Origin of the sequence: Pseudomonas paraeruginosa PA7, from assembly GCF_000017205.1 — a bacterium.
Classification (GTDB): Bacteria; Pseudomonadota; Gammaproteobacteria; order Pseudomonadales; family Pseudomonadaceae; genus Pseudomonas; species Pseudomonas paraeruginosa.
The window spans coordinates 1184549-1209477 of the sequence record NC_009656.1 but is presented as its reverse complement, the minus strand read 5'-3'; the positions used below and the strand labels follow the sequence as shown (position 1 = coordinate 1209477).

17 protein-coding genes and 1 CRISPR repeat array are annotated in these 24929 nt (G+C 67.8%); of the genes, 1 reads left to right on the top strand and 16 read right to left on the bottom strand.

Annotated features, from left to right (window positions below):
- Nucleotides 1-44: 44 nt before the first annotated feature.
- From PSPA7_RS05710 to PSPA7_RS05655, 12 genes are all read right to left on the bottom strand, one after another.
- Entirely contained in the window at nucleotides 45-2387 is a 2343-nt protein-coding gene (locus tag PSPA7_RS05710) for an endonuclease/exonuclease/phosphatase family protein (RefSeq protein ID WP_012074488.1), read from the bottom strand.
- Between the two features lie 36 nt (nucleotides 2388-2423).
- Complete coding sequence (locus PSPA7_RS05705) at nucleotides 2424-3986, bottom strand: alkaline phosphatase D family protein (protein ID WP_041025294.1); 1563 nt, start codon at nucleotides 3984-3986, stop codon at nucleotides 2424-2426.
- A gap of 663 nt (nucleotides 3987-4649) precedes the next feature.
- Nucleotides 4650-4977: direct repeats of the CRISPR family, unit length 28 nt; unit sequence TTTCTTAGCTGCCTATACGGCAGTGAAC.
- Nucleotides 4978-5248: 271 nt separating this feature from the next.
- Nucleotides 5249-5563, bottom strand: a complete 315-nt coding sequence (locus PSPA7_RS05700; protein ID WP_033997657.1) for a hypothetical protein — start codon at nucleotides 5561-5563, stop codon at nucleotides 5249-5251.
- 763 nt (nucleotides 5564-6326) lie between these two features.
- Nucleotides 6327-6830 (bottom strand): ubiquinone anaerobic biosynthesis accessory factor UbiT, encoded by a 504-nt coding sequence (ubiT, locus tag PSPA7_RS05695; protein WP_012074484.1) that lies wholly within the window; start codon nucleotides 6828-6830, stop codon nucleotides 6327-6329.
- A complete protein-coding gene (locus PSPA7_RS05690) occupies nucleotides 6824-7714 on the bottom strand; it encodes a U32 family peptidase (protein WP_003148589.1) in 891 nt (296 codons plus the stop codon). Before PSPA7_RS05690 ends, ubiT begins: the two co-directional genes overlap by 7 nt.
- Nucleotides 7715-7725: 11 nt before the next feature.
- Nucleotides 7726-8721 carry a ubiquinone anaerobic biosynthesis protein UbiU gene (gene ubiU, locus PSPA7_RS05685; protein ID WP_003093020.1) on the bottom strand — a complete coding sequence of 332 codons (996 nt, stop codon included), beginning with the start codon at nucleotides 8719-8721 and terminating at the stop codon, nucleotides 7726-7728.
- A 114-nt stretch (nucleotides 8722-8835) separates the two neighbouring features.
- On the bottom strand, nucleotides 8836-10059 hold the full coding sequence (locus tag PSPA7_RS05680) for a molybdopterin molybdotransferase MoeA (RefSeq protein WP_012074483.1): 1224 nt from the start codon (nucleotides 10057-10059) through the stop codon (nucleotides 8836-8838).
- Nucleotides 10056-10613, bottom strand: a complete 558-nt coding sequence (gene moaB / locus PSPA7_RS05675) for a molybdenum cofactor biosynthesis protein B (protein WP_012074482.1) — start codon at nucleotides 10611-10613, stop codon at nucleotides 10056-10058. Before moaB ends, PSPA7_RS05680 begins: the two co-directional genes overlap by 4 nt.
- A 101-nt stretch (nucleotides 10614-10714) precedes the next feature.
- Complete coding sequence (moaE, locus tag PSPA7_RS05670; protein ID WP_003156338.1) at nucleotides 10715-11167, bottom strand: molybdopterin synthase catalytic subunit MoaE; 453 nt, start codon at nucleotides 11165-11167, stop codon at nucleotides 10715-10717.
- Between the two features lie 4 nt (nucleotides 11168-11171).
- Nucleotides 11172-11423 (bottom strand): molybdopterin converting factor subunit 1, encoded by a 252-nt coding sequence (moaD, locus tag PSPA7_RS05665; RefSeq protein WP_003156340.1) that lies wholly within the window; start codon nucleotides 11421-11423, stop codon nucleotides 11172-11174.
- Nucleotides 11420-11902 carry a cyclic pyranopterin monophosphate synthase MoaC gene (gene moaC, locus PSPA7_RS05660; RefSeq protein WP_012074481.1) on the bottom strand — a complete coding sequence of 161 codons (483 nt, stop codon included), beginning with the start codon at nucleotides 11900-11902 and terminating at the stop codon, nucleotides 11420-11422. Before moaC ends, moaD begins: the two co-directional genes overlap by 4 nt.
- Before the next feature lie 265 nt (nucleotides 11903-12167).
- On the bottom strand, nucleotides 12168-13559 hold the full coding sequence (locus PSPA7_RS05655) for a PhoH family protein (RefSeq protein ID WP_012074480.1): 1392 nt from the start codon (nucleotides 13557-13559) through the stop codon (nucleotides 12168-12170).
- Nucleotides 13560-14055: 496 nt separating this feature from the next.
- Here PSPA7_RS05655 and copA1 point away from each other — a divergent pair, with 496 nt between their 5' ends.
- Nucleotides 14056-16434: a copper-translocating P-type ATPase CopA1 gene (copA1, locus tag PSPA7_RS05650; protein ID WP_012074479.1), complete on the top strand. Its 2379-nt coding sequence runs from the start codon at nucleotides 14056-14058 to the stop codon at nucleotides 16432-16434.
- Between the two features lie 31 nt (nucleotides 16435-16465).
- Here the strand turns inward: copA1 and PSPA7_RS05645 are convergent, their stop codons facing one another.
- The 4 genes from PSPA7_RS05645 to PSPA7_RS05630 form a co-directional block, all read right to left on the bottom strand.
- A complete protein-coding gene (locus tag PSPA7_RS05645; RefSeq protein ID WP_012074478.1) occupies nucleotides 16466-19186 on the bottom strand; it encodes a winged helix-turn-helix domain-containing protein in 2721 nt (906 codons plus the stop codon).
- Between the two features lie 332 nt (nucleotides 19187-19518).
- Nucleotides 19519-20886, bottom strand: a complete 1368-nt coding sequence (locus tag PSPA7_RS05640) for a DUF1329 domain-containing protein (RefSeq protein WP_003148854.1) — start codon at nucleotides 20884-20886, stop codon at nucleotides 19519-19521.
- A 60-nt stretch (nucleotides 20887-20946) separates the two neighbouring features.
- Nucleotides 20947-22872 (bottom strand): DUF1302 domain-containing protein, encoded by a 1926-nt coding sequence (locus PSPA7_RS05635; RefSeq protein WP_012074477.1) that lies wholly within the window; start codon nucleotides 22870-22872, stop codon nucleotides 20947-20949.
- Nucleotides 22873-23082: 210 nt separating this feature from the next.
- Nucleotides 23083-24765, bottom strand: a complete 1683-nt coding sequence (locus PSPA7_RS05630) for a fatty acid--CoA ligase (protein WP_003148856.1) — start codon at nucleotides 24763-24765, stop codon at nucleotides 23083-23085.
- Nucleotides 24766-24929: the final 164 nt, after the last annotated feature.

Sequence of the window (24929 nt, the reverse complement as noted above, 5' to 3'; positions counted from 1 at the left end):
CAACGGACTGGCATCAGGACAACGCCCGCCTTTTCAAGCGCGACTCAGCGCCGGTGGCGCTTCATCGCCACCCGCCGCAGGTCGATGCCGATCACCACCGGGTCGTGGTCCGACGCACGATACGGCTCGGCGCTGTACAGGCTGTCCTGCTGCCGCGGCGTCTTGAACTCCAGGTTGTAGTCCAGCACCCGCGGCTCGTCGGCGTTGATGTGCCACTCCACCGCGCCGCGCACCTGGCGCGCCAGGCTGGCATTGGCCAAGGCATGGTCGAGATAGCCGGACTGCCCGGAGAACACGTAGGAGTAGCCCTTCCCGGCCCCGGCCTGACGCGCCACCAGGTCGGTGTAGCCGGCGGCGCGGATGACGTTCACCGGGTCTTCCTTGGCATAGGAGTTGAGGTCGCCGATGATCAGGTAGTCCGGGTCCTTCGCCGCGGTCGGATCGCTCGCCAGCCAGTCCACCAGGGCCTGGGCGGCGCGCGCACGGGTCAGGTTGCAGTTGCCCTGGCCATCGCCGGTGTCCGGGTCGCCGTCGCAGGCCGAGCCCTTCGACTTCAGGTGATTGACCGCGATGGTCAGGCGCTCGCCGCCGGTGATCTCCTGGAAGGTCTGGGCCAGGGTCGGGCGGTTCTTGCTGTCATCGAACTCCGGGTTCACCGTGCGATCGAGCACTGCCGCGGCACCGTAGGTGCGTACCCTGTCGCTGCGGTAGATCAGGCCGACGGCGATCTCGTCGCTGCCCAGCTTAGTCCGGTTCGGATTGACGAAGGCGTAGCGCTGCCCCTGGGGCAGGCCGGCGTTGAGGCCATCGACCAGGTCGGCGATGGCGGCGAACTCGCCGTAGCCGTCGTTCTCGATCTCCATCAGGCCGACGATGTCCGCCTTCGAGGCGAGGATCGCGGCGACGATCTTCGCCTTCTGCCGCTGGAACTCTTCCGCCGTGCTGGCCCCGCGCGAGGTGGGGAAGCCGCCGCCCTTGCCGTCGCCGTTGAAGTAGTTGAGCACGTTGAAGCTGGCCACCCGCAGGCGTCCTTCCACCACCGGCTGGGCCGGGCGCGGGTTGGCCGCCTCGAATACCGGGGTTTGCAGCGGCTGGATGCGGTAGCTGCCGGCCGAGTAGTCGAGCACGCCGTCGATGGCGCTGGTGCGGTCGCCCACGCGCAGGCTGTTGTAGGCGCTCAGCCCGGGCGCCGGATAGCGGATCGGGTCGGGATTCTGCCCGCTGCGGCCGTCGTCGAGGATGATCCGGTCCAGGTCGTTGCGTGCCTGCATGGCCCTGGCCTGTTCACCGGGCGCCACCACGTTGGTCGGAGTCATCCGGCGACCGCCTGAGGACAGCAGGACCTCGCCGTAGCGCCCGAGGTTGTAGACCTCGTTGACGGTGAGCGCCTGGCGGATCTGCACGCGCATGCCCTCATAGCGTTCCAGCGCGTCGGCGCTGGCCAGCGGCAGGCTGATGCCGGCCGGCGACGGCAGGGCCACGCCGCTCGCCAGGACGCTGACCTGCAGCGGTCCGACCAGCTCGGTGAGGCCGTTGAACTCGCGGACCTGGCCGCTCACCCGGACGCGGTCGCCGAGCTTGACGTCGCTGCCGTTGCCGCCGTCGTAGACGAAGAGGCCTTCGGAGGTGGCCGGATCGCCGTCCACCGTGGCGTCTTCCTGCTGCACGTAGAAGCCCTTCAACTCGCTGGCGTTCTGGAAGTCGCCGACCACCACGCCCTCGATGGCGACCCGCTGGTTCACCAGCGGACTTTCGGCGCCGGCGCCCTGCACCTCGTGGATCGGTCGCAGGCCGGCCTCCTCGCCGCCACCCGGCTGGCCATCACCGTGCTGGCCGAGATGGGCGAAGGTGTCGCGCGGGTAGCCCAGCCATTGCGCCGCCGGATCGAAGGCATCGCCGGGATCGCTGTCGCCGTCGCGGATATCGGTCTTGCGCACCAGGGTCCGGTCGAGGGTCTGGACGTCACCGCCGCCCCAGGCGGTGCCGGGATTGACGCCGACCTGGCCGAGGCTGTCGAGGACTTCGCCATCGCGTCGGCGCAGCAGCACCGCGTCGTTGCCGTTGAACCAGCTGCCTTCCACGCGCTGGCTGGCCAGGGCCAGCAGCGCCGGATCGGCCACGCCGTTGGCGAGGACGAAGGTCCTGCCCGGCGCCAGGCTGCCGCTCAGCTCGATGCTGCGGCCCGCCGCGCTGGCGCCGTTGAAGTAGAACTCGACGCGGTAGGCGGAGAGATCGAGGACCTGGCTGCCGCTGTTGTAGAACTCCAGCGCCTTGTTGTTGCCGCTGCCTTCGACGTACTCGGAGATGATCAGCTCGGCGGCGTTCGCCACCGGCAGGCCCAGCAGGGCCAGGCCGCCCAGCAGGGCGGCGTTACGCAAGGGGTGCATCGGGATACTCCTTTATCGGAAGGGAATCGCCGCGGCTCAGGCGCCGTCGGGCTGCAGCTCCTGGGAAAACACCGACTCGCCGTCGAGGTCGCGCAGGGTGACGGTGAGCGCGCGGGTCTGCGCATCGATCTCCACCTCGCCGAAGAACTGGTAGCCGGCGAAGGGGGAACTGTTCTGGACCAGCGGGGCCTTCTGGAACATCACCTGCGGGCCAAAGGTGCCATCCAGCGCGTTGGGGCCGAAACTACCGGCATTGAGAGGCCCGGCGACGAACTCCCAGAACGCCGCGAAGTCCTTGAACGCGGCGCGCTCCGGGCTGTAGTGGTGGGCCGCGCAGTAATGCACGTCGGCGGTCAGCCAGACGGTGTTGCGCACCCCGGCGCGCTGGATGAAGCGCAGCAGGTCGGCGATCTCCAGCTCGCGGCCCAGGGCCTTGCCGTCGTTGCCGTTGGCGATGGCCTCCCAGCGCTCGCGACCGTGCTCGTCCTTGCCGTCGGGCACGCAGAGGCCGATCGGCATGTCGGCGGCGATCACCTTCCACTGCGCGCGCGAACCACGCAGCTCGCGCTTGAGCCATTGCAGTTGCTCGCGACCGAGAAAGTCGGTGGCGCCGCTGCGCCGGGCCTGCAGGTTGGCGCTGTTGCCGCCGCGGTAGCTGCGCATGTCGAGGACGAACACATCGAGCAACGGACCGTAGGCGACCTTGCGGTAGATCCGCCCGTCGCGCCCCTGGCGCTGGAAGCGCAACGGCGCGTATTCGAGGAACGCCTGGCGCGCGCGGGCCGCCAGCAGGTCGATGTCCTTCACCCGGTAGCGCTCGTCGAGCTGCTTGCTGGAGGACCAGTTGTTGGTGGTCTCGTGGTCGTCCCACTGCCAGATCTGCGGCACCTCGGCGTTGAAGCGGCGCAGGTTGTCGTCGAGCAGGTTGTAGCGGTAGTTGCCGCGGAATTCGTCGAGGGTCTCGGCGACCTTGCTCTTGGCCTCGGTCACCCGGTTGCGCCAGATGCGCCCGCCCTCGGTCTCGATGCGCTCGGGAATCGGCCCGTCGGCATAGATGGTGTCGCCGCTGTGCAGGAAGAAGTCCGGCTGGCGCCGGCGCATGGCTTCGTAGATGCGCATGCCGCCGATATTCGGATTGATTCCGAAGCCCTGCCCGCAGGTGTCGCCGCTCCAGACGAAGCGGATGTTGCGCGCCTCGCCCGGCGCACTGCGCAGGTGGCCGAACCAGGGCCGGCTCAGGCTGCCGTCGCGGGCATCCTCGAAGCGCACCCGGTAGAAGATCGACTGGTCGGCCGGCAGACCGCGCAGGTCGATGCGCGCGGTGTAGTCGAGACGCTCGTCGGTGATCGGCGAGACCAGCCGGCGCGGCTCGCTGAAGACGCTGCGGGTGTCCCACTCGACGATCATCCGTGCCGGACGGTCGGTGCGGCTCCAGACCAGCGCGCGGTCGCCGTGCACGTCACCGGACTGCACGCCATCGGTCAGCTTCGGCCGCGCATTCGGCGCGGCGATCACCGCCGGCGCGCCCAGCGCCGGCAACAGCAGCCCAGCGCCCAGGCCTTGCACGACGCGGCGGCGCTTGAGGTCCATTGCACTCATTCCGGAGTTCTCCGCAGGCTTCACGAAGGTCCGGTTTACCGGGGCAAGTTGACAGGGGCGTTACGGGAACGGACAGGCTATTCGTTTCGTCAGGGGAATGCCGGGTGTGGGCGGCAGTGTCTGCCACTCGTTCCACGGTGATCGTCTCTTGCCTTCCAGCGTCCATTTGCGAGTCCGAGGGAAGTCAGGCTGCCTATGCGGCAGTGAACGGGACGTCTGGTCGGCGCGAGCAAGGGACCGTTTTCTTAGCTGCCTACACGGCAGTTAACAGCTGGGGAAGGATGTCGCTTAAAGCTTGAGCGGGCTTCTGGCTGGGCGGTCTAGCTGCTTGTCGTGCCTGCCTCGACCTCTTGTTTCGCCTTCCCAGGCGAGTCACTTTCTCAGTCGCGAGAAAGTAACCAAAGCGCTTGCCCCTGCATCCGGCCCCAGCCGCTACGCGACTGGGGTTCCCTCGCTACATCGTCGCTCCGGGGGCCCGCCGCCACGGTCCTTCGTGGACCGGGGCGGCTCTCGCGGCCTCCTGCCGCTCGTCCCCCTACGCAACGATTCCGCTCGGCCTCCTGACGGGGCGGGTTCGCCGCCCTACCGTCTGGAGGCCAAGCATGACTTCGTGCCTGCCAGACCTCCGCAGGCCGGTGCCCTATGGATTTATATCGCTCGCGATTTCTTAGCTGCCTATACGGCAGTGAACCCGGCGAAATCATGGCGGGCATTGATCACGATTTTCTTAGCTGCCTATACGGCAGTGAACAACGCCAGGGCGTAAAGCTGCGGCGACACCGTTTTCTTAGCTGCCTATACGGCAGTGAACGAGGACTGCGGCATGAAGACTTCTGAACGCATTTTCTTAGCTGCCTATACGGCAGTGAACCTGATGTCCGCGCTGGTGGTGATGTTGCCGCTTTTCTTAGCTGCCTATACGGCAGTGAACCCGAGGGTGACGCTGTTGCTGGCCGTCGTCGTTTTCTTAGCTGCCTATACGGCAGTGAACTAGCCGCGAAAACCTATAACCATTTGAAGGAAAAAGAAATACAGGGTTTTCCCAGTTTGAAACCCTCTTTTTACGAGGCTTTGTAAGTCTTTGATTTTCAAGGGCGTAAGAAACCGTCCCAAAAAAGGGTCGCAAGCTTCGGGCAATTGGAGGCCATTTCGCGATGATCGGGACGGGCGGCGGACCTCGCCGTTTGCGCGCGAATGGGCCTCGAAGGGATCACCTCTCAAAGCCCCCGGCCAGGCCGGGGGCGTCGCGCCTGGGACGGGCGCTACTGGCGTGGGTGGGCCGCGTCGATCTCGGAGAGGGCGTCGCTGACCAGCTTCAGCAAGGCGCCGTTGATGTAGGCGAGGGTGTCGCCGGGTTCTTCGTTCTCGTCGAGCAGGCAGGTCAGGGCGAGGACGTTGATCGCCGACTTCAGGCGCGCTTTCGCGCTCTCGAACAACTGGCCGGGCGGTGCCTGAGTGTCGAGGTACAGCGTGGCGTTGTGCGGGAAGCGGTTGGCCTGCGAGGTGGGCAACAGGGGGATGAAGCGGGGGGACGGTTCTGTTACCGGGGGCTTGGACGTATCATTCGGCTTAGCCATGGGTCAGCTCCTTGAAAAGCTGGGTTGTGGTTAGCGGGTCGTAGGTGTTGGTCGCACCTGCGGCCCGCGTCTTTTTCTGCCGCTGGGACGTATCTGGGAAGATCGTCTTGGCGACCCCTCCATCATCCTCCTACTGGGTTTTTATCCAATTCCTGGGCGTCCGAAAGAGGCTGGGAAATGTTCGGCGAAGCTGTCCGGCGTTTCCAGGGCGTGTAGGGCGAATACCGCCATGGGCGGTATCCGCCGATACTCCGGATAAGCGGCGGATAACCGCAGGCGGTTATTCGCCCTACGAATCAGGCATCAGCGTGTGAAGGCCGGGCATGCACGAAGCCATGCTTGTTCACCAATCGGTGGGGCGGCGAACCCGCCCCGTCAGGAGGCCGAGCGGCAGGAAGCCGCGAAAGCCGCCCCGGTCCACGAAGGACCGGGGCGGCGGGCCCCGGAGCAACGATGCAGCGAGGGAACCCCAGTCGCGCAGCGGCTGGGGCCGGATGCAGGGGCGAGTCTTTTGGTTCCTTTTGGACGCGTGCAAAAGGGACTCGCCTGGGAAGGCGAAACAAGAAGTCGAGGCAGACACGGCAAGGAGCTGGACCACCAAGCCTGAAGCCCGCTCAGGCTCTAAGCGACGGTATCTCTGTTGTGCACTGCGGTGTAAATCGCCGACGCGCTCTGCGCCGTCCCATACCGGCAGAACGCTGTCGCTGCAGCAGACCTGGGCGTTCCTAACGTCGGCTATCTCTGCGGCTCTCCTGCACCGACCTCAAGCGCCCTGCGCACCTTGTACCACCTCGCCACGCTCCTCCTGCACCGCCCGTCCGGCGCTCTCCACGGCGTTCCACAGCCAGGGCGGCAGGTGCTCGGGATCGAGGCTGTCGAGCAGGTTCTTCACCGCCAGGCCCAACTCGGTGTCGCCCTCGATCACCAGGCGACGGCGGAAGAACAGCGTGTCCGGGTCCTCCTGGCGGCTGGCCAGCAGCAGAAAGTCGCGCCAGTCGCCGCGGATGGTCACGCTGGCCCGTGGCCGTTCGACCAGGCGCAGGCCGCCGGGTACCCGGGTGACGCACCAGCCGACGCCGAGGTCCCTCACTTCCAGGCGCAGCCAGCGACCTTCCAGCAGGTCGAAGGCGCCCTCCTCCAGCGGCTGGGCGAACAGCCGGTTGGCGACCCGTTGCAGGACCAGGTGCTGGAGCCCGCGCGGAACCTTCGCCGCCAGCGGCAACAGGCGTCCGGCGACGCCGAGGAGCAGGCGTTGGCGGTTCAGCATAGCCCTGCCTCCTCTGCCCGCAGCATCCCCGGCCGGCCGTGCCAGTAGCCGTTGCAGCCTTCCACGGCGAGCGGCGGAGCGGCACCCTTGCGTACCCGGTCGAAGGCCGCGATCACCTCGGCCATGCCCTGCGCCCGGGGGCTCAGGCGTAGCAGGTCGGCGCCGCTATGTTCCAGCGAGCGGTAGTCGGCCAGCAGGTTGCTGACCTTGCCGGACAGGGTCTGGATGCCATTGAGGGTGAACAGCGCCTCGCCCTCCTGGCTGAGCAGCGGGATGCCTTCGGGATACTGCTGGCAACAGAACTGGCAGTCGTCCTTGGGCCGGTTCTCCGCCCGCGCGGTGAAGCAGCGTGCCGAATAGGCCAGCGGCAGGTGGCCGTAGGCGAAGACCTCGGTCTGCAATTGGTCGAGGCCCAGCCGCGCAGCCTGGTCGAGCACCCCGCGCAGCAGCTTGCCGGAGACTTCCACCGGCGGAACCCAGCGGCGCATGCCCCAGGAATACAGTTCGGCCAGGGCATGGCCGTTGTAGAGGTTCAGCGCCGGACCGCCGACGAAGGGCACGCCGCGCTGGCTGAGGTAGTAGACGGCGGCCATGTCGTTGGCCTCGACCCGCAATTCGCCGTTCTCGCAGAGCCGGCGCAGGCTGGACAGCTCCGAGGCGGCCTCGATCAGCGCCAGCCCGGAGAGCACCAGCTCGGCGCGGGTCGCCTGCGCCAGTTCGCGGGCCAGCGCCTGCCAGTCGTTCAGCGACAGCGCCCGGCGCTTGGCGCAGACGGTCTCGCCGAGGTAGATGACGTCGAGCGGCTGGCTGGCCATCTCGGCGTAGAAATCGAAGATCTGCCGCTTGTCCCAGTAGAACAGCAGCGGTCCCAGGCTCAGTTTCATCGCGGCGCTCCTCACTGCCAGGAACGGTGGTAGGCGCCCAGGGTGGTCTGGTGCCCTTCGGAAAGTCCGGCCAGCGCGCGCTGCCATTGCGGCTGCACGCTGTAGGCGCCCGGTGCGCTGGCGTAGCTGTCCAGCGCCTGGCGCCAGACCCGGGTGACCTGCTCGACGTAGGCCGGGCTGCGCTGGCGGCCTTCGATCTTCACCGCCGCCACGCCGATTTCCGCCAGTTGCGGGACCAGGTCCAGGGTGTTCAGGCTGGTCGGTTCCTCCAGCGCATGGAAGCGCTGGCCATTGACCAGGAAGCGGCCCTTGCAGAGGGTCGGGTAGCCGGCCGCCTCGCCGGCGGCGTAGCGGTCGATGAGCACTTCGTTGAGGCGCGAGGTCAGCCCCTCCGGCTCCTCGCTCCAGCGCACCGCCCTGGCCGGCGAACAGACCCCGCAGAGGTTCGGCGACTCGCCGGTGACGTAGGACGACAGGTGGCAGCGGCCCTCGGCCATGATGCACAGGCTGCCGAAGGCGAATACCTCCACCGGCACCGGGCTGCCGGCCGCCACCTGGCGTACCTGCGCCAGCGACAGCACGCGCGGCAGCACCGCGCGGCGGATGCCGTAGCGTTCGTGGTAGAGGGCCAGGGCCGCGGCATTGGTCGCCGAGCCCTGCACCGACAGATGCAGGTTGAGCCGCGGATGACGCTTGGCGGCATAGCCGAGCACCGCCACGTCGGCGGCGATCAGCGCGTCGACGCCGAGGTCGGCGGCCTGGTCGACCGCGCGCTGCCAGCGCTCCCAGCCCTGGGCGCTGGAGTAGGTATTGACCGCGACGTAGAGCTGTCGCCCGGCCTCGTGGACGCGCCGCAGGCCTTCCTGGAGCTGGCGTTCGTCGAGGTTGAGGCCGGCGAAATGGCGGGCGTTGGTGTCGTCGCGGAAGCCGACGTAGATGGCGTCGGCGCCCTGGCGCAGGGCCGACTTCAGGGCGGGCAGGCTGCCCGCCGGACAGACCAGTTGCATGGGGTTGCTCCTCTGGCGAAAAACGCGCTCCGCGGCAGTGGGCAACCCCGGGGCACAGGCGCCACACTCTAGAAAGACGCTCCCGGTCGGCGCTTGACCGGGATCAAGAAGGCCTCAGGCCAGCAGCGCGGAGAACGGCAGAAAGTCGATCCTGTCACCCGCCGCCAGGGTCGCGCCGCGCTCGATCACCGCCAGCCCGTCCGCCCAACTGGCGGCGAGCAGCATCGCCGAGCCCTGCTGCGGGTGGATCGCCACCCGCCCCCGTTCGTCGAGCCGCGCCCGTAGGTACTGGCGGCGCGTCCGCGGCTGCGCCCAGTCGAACGCCGCCGGCAGCGCCAGCGGCCGTGGCAGCACCTCGAGCAGCCCCTGCTGGCGCAGCAGGAACGGCCGCGCCAGCAGCAGCGCGGTGACCAGCGCCGCCGCCGGATTGCCCGGCAGGCCCAGCCAGGGTTTGCCGGCCACCGTACCGAAGGCGAACGGCTTGCCCGGCTGGATCGCCAGGCGCCACAGGTTGACCTCGCCGAGTTCGGCGATGGCACGCTTGAGATGGTCTTCCTCGCCCACCGAGACGCCGCCGCTGGTGACCAGCGCATCCCATTCGGAGGCCGCCAGGCTGAGGGCGTCGCGGCTGGCCACCAGCTCGTCGGCGAGCACTTCCTCGTCGTGCACCTCGAAGCCGAGGCCGCGCAGCAGCGCGCCGATGCAGTAACGGTTGGCGTTGTAGATCTGCCCGGCCAACAGCGGCTGGCCAGGCTCGCGCAATTCGTCGCCGCTGCTCAGCAGGCCGATGCGCAGGCGCCGGCGCACCGACACCGTGGCGACGCCGAGACTCGCCAGCAGGCCGAGTTCCTGCGGGCGCAATCGCTGCCCGGCGCGCAGCACCGGCGCGCCACGCCGCAACTCCTCGCCGCGCCGACGCACGTGCTGGCCGGCGCTCACCGGCGGCAACTGCACGCGCTCGCCGTCGACCGTGCAGAGTTCCTGCGGCACCACGCAATCGGCGCCGGTCGGCAGCGGCGCGCCGGTGAAGATCCGCGCCGCCTGGCCCAGCGGCAGGCTCATGCCACGGGTATCGCCGGCGGCGATCCGCGCGCCGACCGTCAGGCTGCCGCCGCTGCGCGGAAGGTCGGCGGAGCACAGGGCGTAGCCGTCCATCGCGCTGTTGTCCCAGGGCGGCAGGTCCATCGGCGCCGGCAGGTCGTCGCCGAGCACCCGCCCCAGCGCCCGCTCCAGGGGCAGGGTTTCGCAGGCCGGCGGGCATGGGGCGCGCGCCAGTAGCTCGGCCAGCGCCTCGTCCAGCGGACGCAGTTGTCCGCCGTCGCAGCCGCAACCGCTCATGAACGACACCCGCAGCCGGTCACCGGCGCCGTGGCCGGCGGGGTCTTCAGGTGCGGGACGAAATTGCACGGCCGGGTGCGGCTGTCCAGCTGCGCCAGGAGGATTTCGTTCCAGGCGGTGCGGCAGGCGCCCGGCGAGCCAGGCAGGCAGCAGACCAGGGTGCCGTTGCTGAGCCCGGCCAGCGCCCGCGATTGGATGGTGGAGGTGCCGATCTCGCGCTGCGAGACCTGGCGGAACAGTTCGCCGAAGCCCTCGACATCGCGTTCGAACAGCGGCTTCACCGCCTGCGGGGTGTTGTCCCGCACGGTGAAGCCGGTGCCGCCGGTAATCAGGCCGACCTGTACCTCGGGGTCGGCGATCCAGGCCGAGACCACCGCGCGGATCTGGTAGATGTCATCGGTCTTCAGGCTCCGCTGGTGCAGGCGATGACCGGCGGCCAGCAGCGCGTCGGCGAGGGTCTGGCCGGAAGTATCGGTTTCCAGGGTACGGGTGTCGCTGACGGTGAGGATGGCGATGTTCAGCGGCTGGAAGGCGGAGGTGGCCAGGTGGCTCATGGAAGGGGGTCCTCGGAACGGGCGATGCCTCAGCCTGAACCCGGGACCCCCGGCTGGCTATTCCTCCGAAGAGGTAAGCCGGCGGCGCGAGGAGGTAGCCGTCACTCCTCCCAGCGCTGCGCGGCGGCCTGGTCGCTGCAGCGGCCTTCGACCCAGCGCGGGCCTTCGGCGGTGTCTTCCTTCTTCCAGAACGGCGCGCGGGTCTTCAGGTAGTCCATGACGAAGTTGCAGGCGTCGAACGCCGCCTGCCGGTGAGCGCTGGCGCAGCCGACGAAGACGATCGGCTCGCCCGGCTCCAGGCGGCCGATGCGGTGGAGGATCTCCAGGCGCAGCAGCGGCCAGCGTTGCCGGGCCTCGTCGGCGATCCTGCCGAGGGCCTTCTCGGTCATTCCCGGATAGTGTTCGAGGAACATCCCGCCGACCTCGCGGCCGTCGTTGAAATCGCGCACGTAGCCGACGAAGCCGACCACCGCGCCGATGCCGACGTTCTGCGCGTGCAGGGCGTTGAGTTCCCGCCCCGGGTCGAAGGCGGCCTGCTGGACGCGGATGGCCATGGGCTCAACCTCCGGTGACGGTGGGGAAGAAGGCGACTTCGTCGCCGTCCTGCAGCGGCTCGTCGAGGCCACACAGTTCCTGGTTGCGCGCGCACATCAGGTTCTGCTCGCCGAGGGTGCGTTCCCAGGCGCCGCCGCGCTCCACCAGGAGCTGGCGCAAGGCGCCGAGGGTGGCCAGCCCGGCCTCCCAGTTCAACTGTTCGCCGTCGATGCCCAGGGCCTCGCGGTAACGGGCGAAATACTGCACGCGGATCATGCCTGCCCTTCCTCCTCTTTGCGGTAGTGGCCGCTCTTGCCGCCGAGCTTCTCCAGCAGCTGGACCTGCTCGATGAGCATGCCGCGATCCACCGCCTTGCACATGTCGTAGATGGTCAGGGCGGCGACGCTGGCGGCGGTCAGCGCCTCCATCTCCACCCCGGTCTGCCCGGCCAGCCGGCAGCGCGCGCGGATACGCACCGCGTCGGGCGCCTCGGCCTGCAACTCGACCTTGACGCTGGTGAGCAGCAGCGGATGGCACAGCGGGATCAGTTCGTGGGTGCGCTTGGCCGCCTGGATGCCGGCGATCCGCGCCACGGCGAAGACGTCGCCCTTGGGATGGCCGCCGTCCTGGATCAGTTGCAGGGTTTCCGGGCGCATGCGCACCACGGCCTCGGCCGTGGCCTCACGGGAGGTCACGGCCTTTTCCGTGACGTCGACCATGTTGGCACGGCCCTGGGAATCGAGATGGGTCAGCACGTGGGTGCTCCTGGAAGAGGCTACTGGCCAGTCATTGTAAGCCCTGGAGGGCATGACGCCATGCCTGGGGAAGGTTCGCAAGGGGGATGATTGTATACATAAAGAGGTAGGCCGGGCCGGCGCGGAGAAAGCGCCGGCCCAAGGCATCCTGCGCCGGGCGCCCGCAACGATGCGGGCTCGGCCCCCGGACAGGGCCTGGCAGGATGTATATCCCGCCTGGTTTGCAACCGGGCGGGATATCGGCCGGCGTTTGCCGCCGGCTACCTCACATGTGCGCCTCGGCGTACTCCGCCAGTACCGAGCGCGGCACGCCCTGCAGGGTCACGTGCACGCCGTGGGGGAAGTCCTTGAAGCGTTCGGTCAGGTAGGTCAGGCCGGAACTGGTGGCTGATAGGTAGGGCGTGTCGATCTGCGCCAGGTTGCCCAGGCAGATCACCTTCGAGCCGCTGCCGGCACGGGTGATGATGGTCTTCATCTGGTGCGGCGTGAGGTTCTGGCACTCGTCGATGAGGATCAGGCTCTGCTGGAAGCTGCGGCCACGGATGTAGTTCAGCGACTTGAACTGCAACGGCACCTTGCTGAGGATGTAGTCGACGCTGCCGTGGGTGCATTCGTCGTCCATGTGCAGCGCCTCGAGGTTGTCGGTGATGGCGCCGAGCCAGGGCTCCATCTTCTCCGCCTCGGTGCCGGGCAGGAAGCCGATGTCCTCGTCCAGGCCCTGCACGCTGCGGGTGGCGATGATGCGCCGGTAGCGCTTGCTGACCATGGTCTGCTCGATGGCCGCGGCGAGCGCCAGGATGGTCTTGCCGGAACCGGCGGCGCCGGACAGGTTGACCAGGTGGATATCCGGATCGAGCAGGGCGTACAACGCCAGCGACTGGTACACGTCGCGTGGCCGCAGGCCCCAGGCTTCCTGGTGCAGGAGCGGTTCCTGGTGCAGGTCGAGGATGGTCAGTTCGTCCTGATGGATGCCCTTTATCCAGCCGACGAAGCCCTGTTCGTCGACGATGAACTCGTTGATATGCACCGCCGGCAGGTTGTCGGTGAGCTGCACGCGGTGCCAGGTGCGACCATGGTCCTGGCGGGTCTCGACCTTGCTCACGCGGTCCCAGAACGAGCCGGCGAGGGAGTGGTAGCCACGCGGCAGCAGGGCTACGTCGTCGATCAGTTGGTCGGTGTGGTAGTCCTCCGCGTCCACCCCGCAGGCGCGCGCCTTCAGGCGCATGTTGATGTCCTTGGTCACCAGCACCACGCGCACGCCGCTGTGGCGGCTCTTCAGCTCGACCAGTTGGTTGATGATCTTGTTGTCGTTGAGATGCTCGGGCAGCCAGGTGATGGGTTCGGCGCGCTTGCTCATGAGGATCGACAGGCTGCCGCTGGGGCCGTTCTTGCCACGCTGGATCGGCACCCCGCCCTCCACCTGCTCGGGCGTGGCCTCGCCCAGAACCTGATCGATCAGGCGGATGGCCTGGCGGCATTCGGCGGCGATGGTGTGCTTGCCGGTCTTCAGCTTGTCCAGCTCTTCGAGCACCGTCATCGGGATCGCGACGCGGTGTTCCTGGAAGTTCAACAAGGCATTCGGATCGTGGATCAGGACATTGGTATCGAGGACGTACAGGGTGGGCTGGGTGGGGCGGGAACGTCCGTGGTCATCCATACGCGATCACCTTCTGCTAAGGGCCTGGCGACGGAATGCCGGGTCGGCGCTCCGCCGGGGGGCGAGCCGCCTTCTCTCTTCCGGTGGGGAGAGCCTGACAGCAGAGGTGAGGGCCGGGGCCGCCACCTGTGCTGCAGGGTTCGGCGGTCTACGGTTCCACAAATACCGCAAAAAATATGACGGTAAAAAGTACTTTTCGTCATCAGCAGGTTTTTTTTCCGCAAGCGACGAAATACCTTGGCTAGGCCTGTATCGAGGGCTAGTGTTATCGGTCCCACCCATGGGAAAACCTGGCGCCCCTTGCCGCGCCGGGGTTCCGCCCGCCCTTCCCCATCCCCCTCTGCGCACGGCAAATCCGCCGCGCGCCCGTGCGTTTCTCCTGTATGAATCCGGGGCTTGACCTTGACACGATGTCAAGGCTGAAGCTGTCGCCCAGACTTCACCGAAGCCCCTTGCGGCCCCACCGGTGCCAATTCCGCGATTCCAAGGAGGTTCCATGAACAGCGCCACGCTCACCGAGCTCGATCTGCCGGTCAGCGGCATGACCTGCGCGTCCTGCGCCGGACGTGTCGAGCGAGCCCTGAAGAAAGTGCCCGGGGTCACGGCCGCCTCGGTCAACCTGGCCAGCGAACAGGCCCGCGTGCAAGCCCCGGCTGACAGCCTGCCGGCCCTGGTGGCAGCGGTCGAGCAGGCCGGCTACCAGGTACCGGCGCAGAGCCTGGAGCTGGCCGTCGAGGGCATGACCTGCGCCAGTTGCGTCGGCCGTGTCGAACGCGCGCTGAAGAAGGTGCCCGGGGTGCGCGAGGTCAGCGTCAACCTGGCCAGCGAGCGCGCCCACCTCGATTTGCTCGGCGCGGTGGACAGCCAGGCGCTGCTGCAGGCGGTCGAGCAGGCCGGCTACAAGGCGCGCCTGCTCGACGCCGGACAGCCGCAGCAGGACGACGCCGAACGTCGCCTGCGCCGCGAGCGCTGGTGGGTGATCGCCGCCCTGCTGCTGGCGCTGCCGCTGGTGCTGCCGATGCTGGTGGAATGGGCCGGCCTGCACTGGATGCTGCCGCCCTGGGCGCAGTTCGTCCTGGCCACCCCGGTGCAGTTCATCATCGGCGCGCGTTTCTACGTGTCCGCCTGGCGCGCGGTGAAGGCCGGCGCCGGCAACATGGACCTGCTGGTCGCCCTCGGCACCAGCGCCGGCTACGGGCTCAGCGTCTACCTCTGGCTGACCGCCCCGCCCGGACACATGCCGCACCTGTACTTCGAAGCCTCGACCGTGGTGATCGCCCTGATCCTCCTCGGCAAGTACCTGGAAAGCCGCGCCAAGCGCCAGACCGCCAGCGCCATCCGCGCCCTCGAGGCATTGCGCCCGGAACGCGCGGTGCGCCTGCGCGACGGCCGCGAGGAGGAAGTGGCGATCGCCGAACTGCGCCTCGGCGACGAGGTGGTGGTGCGCCCCGGCGAGCGCTTCCCGGTCGACGGCGAGGTGCTCGACGGCAGCAGCCACGCCGACGAGGCGCTGATCACCGGCGAGAGCCTGCCGGTGCCGAAGGCGCCGGGCGACAAGGTCACCGGCGGCGCGATCAACGGCGAAGGCCGGCTGCTGCTGCGCACCACCGCCCTCGGCGGGGAAACGGTGCTGGCGAAGATCATCCGCCTGGTGGAAGACGCCCAGGCCGCCAAGGCGCCGATCCAGAAGCTGGTGGACCGGGTCAGCCAGGTCTTCGTGCCGGTGGTGATCCTCATCGCGCTGGTCACCCTGGGCGCCTGGCTGGTGGCCGGGGTCGGCCTCGAACAGGCACTGGTGAACGCCGTGGCGGTGCTGGTGATCGCCTGTCCCTGCGCCCTCGGCCTGGCCACCCCGACCGCGATCATGGCCGGCACCGGGGTCGCCGCGCGCCACGGCATCCTGATCAAGGACGCCGAGTCCCTGGAGGTCGCCCACGCGGTCACCAGCGTGGCCTTCGACAAGACCGGCACCCTGACCTCGGGCCGACCGCAGATCATCCACCTCGGCGGCGACGACCACGACGAGCTGCTCAGGCTCGCCGGCGCCCTGCAACGCGGCAGCGAACACCCGCTGGCCAAGGCGGTGCTCGAAGGCTGCGCCGAGCGCGGCCTGGAAACTCCATCGGTAAGCGCCAGCCAGGCCCTCAGCGGGCGCGGCATCCAGGGCGAGGTCGAGGGTCGCCGGCTGGCCCTGGGCAACCGTCGCCTGCTCGACGAACAGGAACTCAAGCCCGGCGCGCTGGCATCCTCGGCCGCGGACTGGGAGGCCGAGGGGCGGACCCTGTCCTGGCTGCTCGAGCTGGCTCCGGAAAAACGCGTGCTCGGCCTGTTCGCCTTCGGCGACAGCCTCAAGGAAGGCGCGGCGGAGGCGGTGGCCGCCCTGCGCGAACGGGATATCCACAGCCATCTGATCACTGGCGACAACCGCGGCAGCGCGGCGGTGGTGGCCAAGACCCTGGGTATCGACGACGTGCACGCCGAGGTGCTCCCGGCGGACAAGGCCGCCACGGTCGCCGAGCTGAAAGGCCGGGGCCGGGTGGTGGCGATGGTCGGCGACGGCATCAACGACGCCCCGGCCCTGGCCGCCGCCGATGTCGGCATCGCCATGGGTGGCGGCACCGACGTGGCCATGCACGCCGCCGGCATTACCCTGATGCGCGGCGACCCGCGCCTGGTGCCGGCGGCGCTGGACATCTCGCGGCGGACCTACGCGAAGATCCGGCAGAACCTGTTCTGGGCCTTCATCTATAACGTGATCGGCATTCCGCTGGCCGCCTTCGGCCTGCTCAACCCGATGGTGGCGGGCGCGGCGATGGCCTTCTCCAGCGTCAGCGTAGTCGGCAACGCCCTGCTCCTGCGGCGCTGGAAGCCCTGAACCAGCACGCCAGGCACTTGGGGTGGCGCGCCTAGCGCAACAACCCCATGTGCTTGGCCCGCGCCACCGCCTGGGTGCGCCGCTCGACGCCGAGCTTGTCGTTGATGTGGCGGGCGTGGCTCTTCACCGTATGCAGCGAGATGAACAGCCGCTCGCTGATCTCCTGGTTGGACAGGCCCTGGGCGATCAGTTCCAGCACCGCCAGTTCGCGCCCGCTGAGCACTTCGCCGGCGACGGCGGCCGGTTCCGCCGGCGGCTCCGGCAGCAACGCGCGCAAGCGCCGGGCACCGGGGCAGGCGGGGAAGCGCTGCAACTGCTCGCGCAGCCATTCCGGCTGCTGCACCAGTAATTCGTGGAGTGGCAGCAAGGCACCACCGACCGCGCCCTCCATCGCCTGCTGCAGGGTCGCCAGGGCATCGCGCTCGCGGCCCTGCTCCAGGTACAGCGCGGCCAACTGGCCGAGGGCCAGGCGCGCCGGCAGCAGCGCGCCGTTCTCCCGCGTCGAGCGGGCCAGCCGCGCCAGCCGCTGGGCGGCTTCCTGCGAGCGCCCCTCGCGGCGCTCCAGGCCGGCCTGGAGCAATTCGACATGCAGCGGCAGCAGCGGGCTGCATTCCGGCGGCGTGGCCGCCTGCCCGCCATAGGTGCCGCCCAGGCGCTGTAGCCAGACGCCGGCCAGCTCGGTCTGGCCCTGGGCCAGCCAGAGTTCGCACTTGATCAGGGTGATCGCCGCCAGGTAGTAGATCGGCGGGATGTCCCAGGCATGCATCAGCCGTTCGACGTCGCCGAGCCGGGAGAACGCCGCCGCGTAGTTGCCCAGGCGCCCTTCCAGGCTGGCCAGGACGCAATAGCCGATCACCAGGCTGACGTCCCGGCAACTGCGGGTTTCCTCGATCCCCTGCTTGATCCATTTGCGCGCCTCGTCCGGCTGCAGCGCCAGGCTGCGCAGGTAGCCGCGGTACAGCAGCAGCCGCCCGCGCACCGCGTAGCGGCGTTGCGCCGGCAGGTGCTGGAGGCGTTCCAGGCCCTGGCGCACCTCCTCCTCGGCGCGCGCCACTTCGCCGCGCGCCTGCAGGACCCGGGCGCGGTCGTAATGGACCAGCGCCTCGAACAGCGGGTTGCCGTAGCGCTGGGCGAATTCGAGGGCGTCGCGGTTGTAGTTGCGCGCCTGCCAGAAGTCGCCACGGGTCACCGCCAGGTTGCTCAGCGTCGACAGGCATTGCAGGCGGGTGCCGTAGCGCTCCCCGGCCAGGTCCTGCAAGGCCTCGCGGCAGTGCGCCTCGGCCTTGTCGATATCGCCGCGGCCACGCGCGATCACCCCGCTCAGGGCCTGCCACTGGGCCAGCAGGTCGCGTTGCGCGGTGGCGTCCGGCGCCGGCAGGAAGCGCGCCAGCTGGCCGGCCAGCTCTTGCGCCGCATCCAGCTGGCAGGCCAGGGCCAGGGCCCAGCCGTACAGCAGGATCAGCCGCGGCGTGCTGGCCAGCAGGCTGTCCGGCAGGTCCATCTTCCAGCGCAGCAGGGTGGCGATGTTCTGCTCCGCCAACAGTTGCTCTTCCGACAGGTTCTGCACCAGGCTCGCCGCCACGTCCGGCTGGCCGGCGCGCAGGGCCTGCTCGACCGCCTGGTCGAGCAGGCCGTGGCGGCTGAACCAGCCGCAGGCGCGCAGGTGCAGGGCGCCGGCGGAGGGCCCGAAGTCGGGCAAGGGGCGCGCCAGCAGCAGGTCGGAGAACAGATGGTGGTAGCGGAACCACTGGCCGTTTTCGTCCAGCGGCACGAGGAATACCTGGTGCTGCTGCAGGTGCTCGAGGATCGCGGCGCTGTCGCCGGCCTCGCGCACGGTGTCGCAGAGTTCGGCGCAGAAGCGCTCGAAGCGCGCGGTCTGGGCGAGGAAGACCTGGACCTCGGGCGGCTGCCGCTCGATCACTTCCTCCAGCAGGTAGTCGCGGATCAGCTCGTCGGCGCCGTGCACCCCGGGGCTGACCTGTTCCGCCCGGTCGCCGCGCGCCAGCAGCCACAGGCGCAACCCGGCGACCCAGCCCTCGCTGCGTTCGAGCAGGCTGTCCAGCGCCTCCTCGTCCAGCGCCAGGCCGCTGGCGGCCATCAGCGCCGCGCTTTCCTCGGCGGTCAGGCGCAGGTCCTGTTCGCTGAGTTCGAGCAACTGCCGCGACAGCCTAAGGCGCGCCAGGTGCCAGTCCGGCCGCTGCCGGCTGGTGACCAGCAGCACCAGCCCCTCGGGCAGGTGGTTGAGAAGGAACTGCAGGCAGCGATCGAGAACCGCGCCCTGGGCCAGATGGTAGTCGTCCAGCACCAGCAGCAGCGGGCGTTGCGGGTCCAGGCAGGGCGCCAGTTCGTCGAGCAGATCGTCGAGCCAGGTCTCGAAGGCGAACGGCTGGTGGCGCTGGCGCATCTTCAGCAGGCCCAGGGCCTCTTCGCCGAGGGTCGGGTGGTACTGTCGCAAGCCATCGAGCAGACGTTCGAGGAAACGCCCGGGATCGCTCTCGCGGCTGCTCAGTCCCAGCCAGAGGCTCTGCCAGCGCGGGTCGAGGCTTTCGCAGAACTCGATGGCCAGGGAACTCTTGCCGAACCCGGCGGGCGCGGCGATCAGCAGCAGGCGCCCGTCGAGCCCCTCGCGCAGCCGCTGGCAAAGACGCGGGCGTGCCACGTGGGCCGTCGGCAACGGCGGGCGGAAAAAGCGGTTGGCCGTCGGCAGGACGGCGGCGGCGGTGCCCGGAAAGGTGCGCGAGAAGTCAGTCATCACCCGGTTTCTTGGTTTATGTATGGGGCGTGAACGCTCCGGAGACTAACCACAAGTGATGGCTATTTGAAGCACTATCCATCGGCTCGGACCAAATAGCGCCCCGGCGCTTCAGCTCGACACTCAAGAAAAGACCGCTTTCCCGCCGCGGTCCAGGCGCGGCAAACGTTTCCCGGCCGTGCGGGCGCCTGCCGGGAGGACGACGGCGGCGGAATCCGCGGGCGAGGCGGGTAAACACTTTGTAATGAATTGGCGGCCAGGACCGGCAGCCGGGCGCGAAAACGAAGAAACCGGCACAAGGCCGGTTTCTTCGTGGCAAGCGGCGTCCTTCCTCAGCGCACCCCTTCCTGGCGCAGCGCCGCCGGGGTGTAGTCGCTTTCCGAAGCGCTGTAGTTGAAGTCGTAGGCCTGTTTCTCCTCGTTCTTCATGCCCAGCGCCAGGTAGCGGCCGGAGAGCAGGTCGTAGAGGGTCTCCACCGCATACCAGGGCACCTGCTTGTCGTAGTACTGCTCGGCATGCGCCTCGGCCACGCGCCACAGGGTGCCGCGACCGTCGTAGTGATCGATCTCGGCGGCCTGCCAGGTGTCCTCGTCGATATAGAAGTCACGCTTGGCGTAGATGTGCCGCTCGCCCGGCTTCAGGGTCGCGACCACGTGCCAGACGCGGTGCAGCTCGTAGCGGGTCAGGTCCTGGTTGATGTGCCCGGCCTTGACGATATCGCTGTACTTGATCTTCGGATCGTCGAGCTTGTAGCTGTTGTAGGGAATGTAGATTTCCTTCTTGCCCACCAGCTTCCAGTCGTAGCGGTCGGGCGCACCGTTGTACATGTCGAAGTTGTCCGAGGTGCGCAGGCCGTCGGCGGCGGTGCCGGGGCCGTCGTAGGACACCTGCGGCGCGCGCCGCACACGGCGCTGGCCGGCGTTGTAGAGCCAGGCCAGGCGCGGTTCCTTGACCTGGTTGAGGGTCTCGTGGACCAGCAGCACGTTGCCGGCCAGCCGCGACGGCGCGGTGACCCGCTGCTTGAAGTAGAACAGCACGTTGCTCGGCTTGTTCGGGTTGTAGTCCTTCAGGTTGGTGCGGAAGGTGAAGGCGTCCTGGAAATAGACCAGCTGGTAGGAGCCGTTGACCTGCGGAGTGGCCTGGGTCACCAGGCGCCGCACGCTGCCGCCACGGTAGCGGGTGATGTGGTTCCAGATCACCTCCAGGCCGTTCTGCGGGATCGGGAACGGGTTGGCGGTATCGAAGTTCTCCAGGCCGTTGCCGCCCTCCACCAGCTTGGTGGTGGTGGCGTTGCGCTTGGCCGCCTCCTGCACCGCCGCCGGGACGGTGGCGCTGCGATGGGTCTTGTACACCGGGATCTTGTAGGTGTCCGGATAGCGCTTGAACAGGGCCAACTGGCCGGGGGTCAGCTTGTCCTTGTACTGGTCGACGTTCTGCGCGGTGATGGTGAACAGCGGCTGCTCGCTGGCGTAGGGGTTGGAGAGGAAGCCACGGCCGTCGACACTGCCGGCGTTGGTCGCCAGGCCACCGTCCCAGGCCGGGATGCTGCCGTCGGCGTTGCCGGCCTTTTCCGCGCCCAGCGGGGTCAGGCTGGCGCCGAGCTTGGCCGCCTCGTCGGCGGACACCGCCGCCATCACCTGGGTGGCCAGCAGGCTCAGGGCCAGCACACCGGAATGCAGGAGAATCTTGGTTGTTTTCATTCGCTCGTCGTCCTCGTTAAGTCCCGCTCGCCGGCCCGGCGCACGCCGGGCCGGCGTACATCAGAAGTTCATGCCGAAGCTGAGCGCGACGAAGTCGCGATCGTCCACGGTGGTGTACTTGCCGTCGAAGAAGTTGGTGTAGGAGAGGCTCGCGGTGTAGGTGTTCTGGTACTCCGCGTCCACCCCCAGGCTGACCGCCTTGCGGCCTTCCTCGAAGTTGGCGCCCGGACCGGGCGAATAGCCGTCGACGTCATGCGACCAGGCCACGCTGGGCTTGAGGTTCACCCCCATGAACACGTCGTTGTAGTCCCAGATCGCACGGGCGCGGTAGCCCCAGGCATCGGAGGTGGTATAGCCGTCGTTCTCGCAGTAGCGGCTGACGTTGTTCGCCGCTGCGGTGCCGAGGGTGCTGACGTTCAGCGCCTGGCAGCTGGCCAGGCCGGAGATGGTCCCCGGCAGCGGCCCCGGGCCGAACACCGGGTCACGCCCGTAGCGCGCCTTGGAGGTGCTTTCCAGGCCGCCGACGTGGGTCCAGCCGACCTCGCCGACCAGGGTCAGGCGCTCGGCGCCCATGACCTGGTCGAAGAAGTGCGTCAGGGTGGTCTGCAGCTGGGTGATCTCCTTGCGCCGGTAGCCGTGCAGGTCCTGCCCGGCCTGGCCGTTCAGCACCGAGGCATTGTCGTAGGGGCGGTTGCCACCGATGTTCACCGGGTCGAGGCCGGCGAAGAGAATGTCGGTGGTGTTCAGTTGTACCGGCGCGTTCGGCCGGTAGCTGACCTCGCCGCTCCACGCGGTGCCGTTGGGCAGCGTGGTGGAGAAGCTCAGGCCGAACATGCGGATGTCTTCGGGGTATTCGATGAAGTAGCTGGAGTTGCCGGCGGTGGCTGCCGCCGCGGCCTGGGCGGCCAGCGCCGGGTTGAGCGCAGCGAGGCGGGTGGTCAGTTCGTTGATTTTTGCCATGGTGCTGGCCGAGGCGCCCTGGCCGCTGAAGATCGGCAGGCGGCTGTGGTAGTTCATGTAGTAGGCGCCGAACTCGGTGTTCAGTTCGTCGGCGAAGTAGCGCAGAGCGAAGCCGTACTGGCCGCTGTCGCGAGCGTCGCGGTCCGGTCCGCGGCGCACCAGGATGCCTTCGTCCCAGGGCGATGGGGTAACGCTCAGGCCGGCGCCGGCGAGCACGTTGTTGAGCAGGTTGATGGACGCCTTGTTGTTGGTCAGCACCGCCAGGTTCTGGTCGCAGCCGTCGGCCACCACGTCCGGCTGGGAGAAGAAGGTGCCGCAGTTGTCCACCACGGTCTGGTCCCACTCGATCTGGTAGAAGCCTTCGGCGGACAGGTTGTCGGTGAGGTTCTGCGACAGGTAGAACATGTTCACCGGGATCAGGCCTTCCTTGATCTCCGAACCGGGCCGGCGGAAGGCGGTGACGTCGATGGGGTTGACCGCACTGATGCCGTTCTGGATGAAGGTGCTCTCGCCCCAGTTCACCACCTGCTTGCCCAGGCGCACGCTGCCCGGCAGGTCGCCGATGGCGTAGTTGTGGTAGATGAAGGCGTCGAGCAGTTCGGCGCCGGAGGACTTGGCCAGGGTCTTGCGGCCGCTGTCGTCGATGTCCTTGAACTCGCGGTGCTCGTCCTTCAGTTCGAAGTCGTACCAGTACTTGCCGCGCAGGAACACACCGGTATCGCCGTACTTCAGTTCGAGGTCATGGATGCCTTTGAAGACCTTCGAGAACGTCTCCCCACGCTTGAAGTTCAAGTGGCTGTCGTCGGAGGTCTGGGAAAGTCCCTTGCCGCCGTTGTTCACACCGATCAGGTTCTTGTTCGGCTTGGCGGTCGACCAGCTGGCCCCGACCGACAACGCCGAGTCGAAGGAACCTTCGATTTCCCCGATGTTGAAGGTCACCCCAAAGGCCGGAGCCGCCAGCGAGGAAGCCAGGCTGACGGCCAACGGCAACCGGGCCCGGCGCGAGAACGGATTACGGGTTGTCATCGACGCTACTCCATGTGTGTTTTTTGTTATGAGTGCGTGGACTATAGCCAGCGGTGCCTGCCGCTTGATCCCTCGAAAGTGTGATTTGCGCGGCGCGACCACTCTGGCTCGCGCCTTTGCGGCGGGCCTGCCGTGACCGGACGGTCGCAAAACGTGGAGACCAAGCGTTTGCTTGGCCTCCGGGCGTTTCAGCGGTGTAGGAAAGCCCTGTCAGACGGTCGACAGGAAGGCGCTGCCGGCTTCCTGCCACTGGGCGATCTCGATGCGGATGCGCTTCTTGTCCAGCTTGCCGACGCTGGTCTTGGGAATATCGGTAACAACCGCGATCTGCGAGGGAATCGCCCACTTGTTGATGTTGCCCTGCTCGACGAAAGGCTTGAGGTGCTCCTTCAGCCCGCGCGCGTCGAGTTCCTGACCCTCGCGCACCACCAGCAGGGCGAACGGTCGCTCGCCCCACTGCGGGTCGGGCACGCCGACCACCGCCACCTCGCGCACCGCCGGATGGCGGCTGATCAGGTCTTCCAGCTCCAGGGAGGACAGCCACTCGCCGCCGGTCTTGATCACATCCTTGATGCGGTCGCGGATCTCGATGAAGCCCATGCCGTCCAGGGTCGCCACGTCACCGGTGTGCATCCAGCCGCCACGCCAGAGTTCCTCGCCGCGCTCGGGTTCGCGGAAATACCCCTGGGTCAGCCATGGCGAGCGCAACACCAGCTCGCCCTGGGACTCGCCATCGGCCGGCAGGAAGCGGCCCTGCTCGTCCATGATCGCCGCATCCACCAGTGGTACCGGCACGCCGGCCTTGATCCGGTAGGTGGTGCGCTCGTCCTCGCTTCCGGCCAGCAGTTCGTCGTTGAGGTAGGCGCAGGAGATCAGCGGGCAGGTCTCCGACATGCCGTAGGCGGCGGTCAGCTGGATACCGCGCGCCTTGGCGGCCTCGTAGAGCGAGCGGTTCAGTGCGCTGCCGCCGATGATCACCTTCCAGCCCTTGAAATCCACGCCCTGGGCGGCCCTGGCGTTCATCACCATCTGCAGGATGGTCGGCACGCAGTGGGAGAAGGTGACCTTCTCGCGCTTCCACAGTTCGACCAGCAGTTCCGGATCGTAACGCCCGGGGTAGACCTGCTTGACCCCGAGCATGGTCGCCACGTACGGAGTGCCCCAGGCGTGGACGTGGAACATCGGGGTGATCGGCATGTACACATCGCTGGTGCCGAGCAGGCGGATGCTGTCCAGGCTGCCGATGGTCGAGGCCATCGCCAGGGTGTGCAGGACCAGTTGCCGGTGGCTGAAATACACCCCTTTCGGATTGCCGGTGGTGCCGGTGGTGTAGAAGGTGGTGGCTATGGAGTTCTCGTCGAAATCGGGAAAGTCGTAGCGCGGGCTGGCCGCGGCCAGCAGCGACTCGTATTCGCCGACCAGCCCGGGCAGTTCGGCGCTCTTTTCCGCGCCATCGCTGAGCAGGATGGTCCGCTCCACCGTGGCCAGCTGCCCCGCCACTGCCTGGTAGAGCGGGACGAACTCGCTGTTGACCAGCACGAAACGATCCTCGGCGTGATTCATGGTGTAGAGGATCTGTTCCGGGGAGAGACGGATGTTGATGGTATGCAGCACCGCCCCGATCATCGGGATGGCGAACATGCATTCCAGGTAGCGATGGCTGTCCCAGTCCATCACCGCCACCGTGTCGCCGGCTCTTACCCCGGCTTCGCTGAGCACGTTGGCCAGTCGCGCGACACGCTCGTTGAAGGTGGCGTAGCTGTAGCGCACCTGGTCGCGGTAGACGATTTCATGACTCTTTTCGTAACGACTGCCGGAAAGCATCAGGCTCTTGATCAGCAACGGATACTGATAAGCGCCGGCGGCGGCCGGGATGAGACGGGTCTTCAGCATGGGGCGTACACCTGGGAGCGGGTTCGTTGTCAGGATGAGGCCGACTCTAGAGCCGTCGGCGGGCTTTGTTCATCAGTCAAAAGAGTGATTTGCCCCGTGACCTTTCGGACCCTCTCGGTCACAAGATAGAATCCGCTCACTGAATCGTTCAGACCCTATCCAGA

What these genes read in the sequence shown, in the direction of transcription:
- PSPA7_RS05710 (WP_012074488.1), bottom strand. Translation starts at nt 2,387, where the DNA reads ATGCACCCCTTGCGTAACGCCGCCCTGCTGGGCGGCCTGGCCCTGCTG.
- PSPA7_RS05705 (WP_041025294.1), bottom strand. Translation starts at nt 3,986, where the DNA reads ATGAGTGCAATGGACCTCAAGCGCCGCCGCGTCGTGCAAGGCCTGGGC.
- PSPA7_RS05700 (WP_033997657.1), bottom strand. Translation starts at nt 5,563, where the DNA reads ATGGCTAAGCCGAATGATACGTCCAAGCCCCCGGTAACAGAACCGTCC.
- ubiT (WP_012074484.1), bottom strand. Translation starts at nt 6,830, where the DNA reads ATGCTGAACCGCCAACGCCTGCTCCTCGGCGTCGCCGGACGCCTGTTG.
- PSPA7_RS05690 (WP_003148589.1), bottom strand. Translation starts at nt 7,714, where the DNA reads ATGAAACTGAGCCTGGGACCGCTGCTGTTCTACTGGGACAAGCGGCAG.
- ubiU (WP_003093020.1), bottom strand. Translation starts at nt 8,721, where the DNA reads ATGCAACTGGTCTGTCCGGCGGGCAGCCTGCCCGCCCTGAAGTCGGCC.
- PSPA7_RS05680 (WP_012074483.1), bottom strand. Translation starts at nt 10,059, where the DNA reads ATGAGCGGTTGCGGCTGCGACGGCGGACAACTGCGTCCGCTGGACGAG.
- moaB (WP_012074482.1), bottom strand. Translation starts at nt 10,613, where the DNA reads ATGAGCCACCTGGCCACCTCCGCCTTCCAGCCGCTGAACATCGCCATC.
- moaE (WP_003156338.1), bottom strand. Translation starts at nt 11,167, where the DNA reads ATGGCCATCCGCGTCCAGCAGGCCGCCTTCGACCCGGGGCGGGAACTC.
- moaD (WP_003156340.1), bottom strand. Translation starts at nt 11,423, where the DNA reads ATGATCCGCGTGCAGTATTTCGCCCGTTACCGCGAGGCCCTGGGCATC.
- PSPA7_RS05655 (WP_012074480.1), bottom strand. Translation starts at nt 13,559, where the DNA reads ATGGATGACCACGGACGTTCCCGCCCCACCCAGCCCACCCTGTACGTC.
- copA1 (WP_012074479.1), top strand. Translation starts at nt 14,056, where the DNA reads ATGAACAGCGCCACGCTCACCGAGCTCGATCTGCCGGTCAGCGGCATG.
- PSPA7_RS05645 (WP_012074478.1), bottom strand. Translation starts at nt 19,186, where the DNA reads ATGACTGACTTCTCGCGCACCTTTCCGGGCACCGCCGCCGCCGTCCTG.
- PSPA7_RS05640 (WP_003148854.1), bottom strand. Translation starts at nt 20,886, where the DNA reads ATGAAAACAACCAAGATTCTCCTGCATTCCGGTGTGCTGGCCCTGAGC.
- PSPA7_RS05635 (WP_012074477.1), bottom strand. Translation starts at nt 22,872, where the DNA reads ATGACAACCCGTAATCCGTTCTCGCGCCGGGCCCGGTTGCCGTTGGCC.
- PSPA7_RS05630 (WP_003148856.1), bottom strand. Translation starts at nt 24,765, where the DNA reads ATGCTGAAGACCCGTCTCATCCCGGCCGCCGCCGGCGCTTATCAGTAT.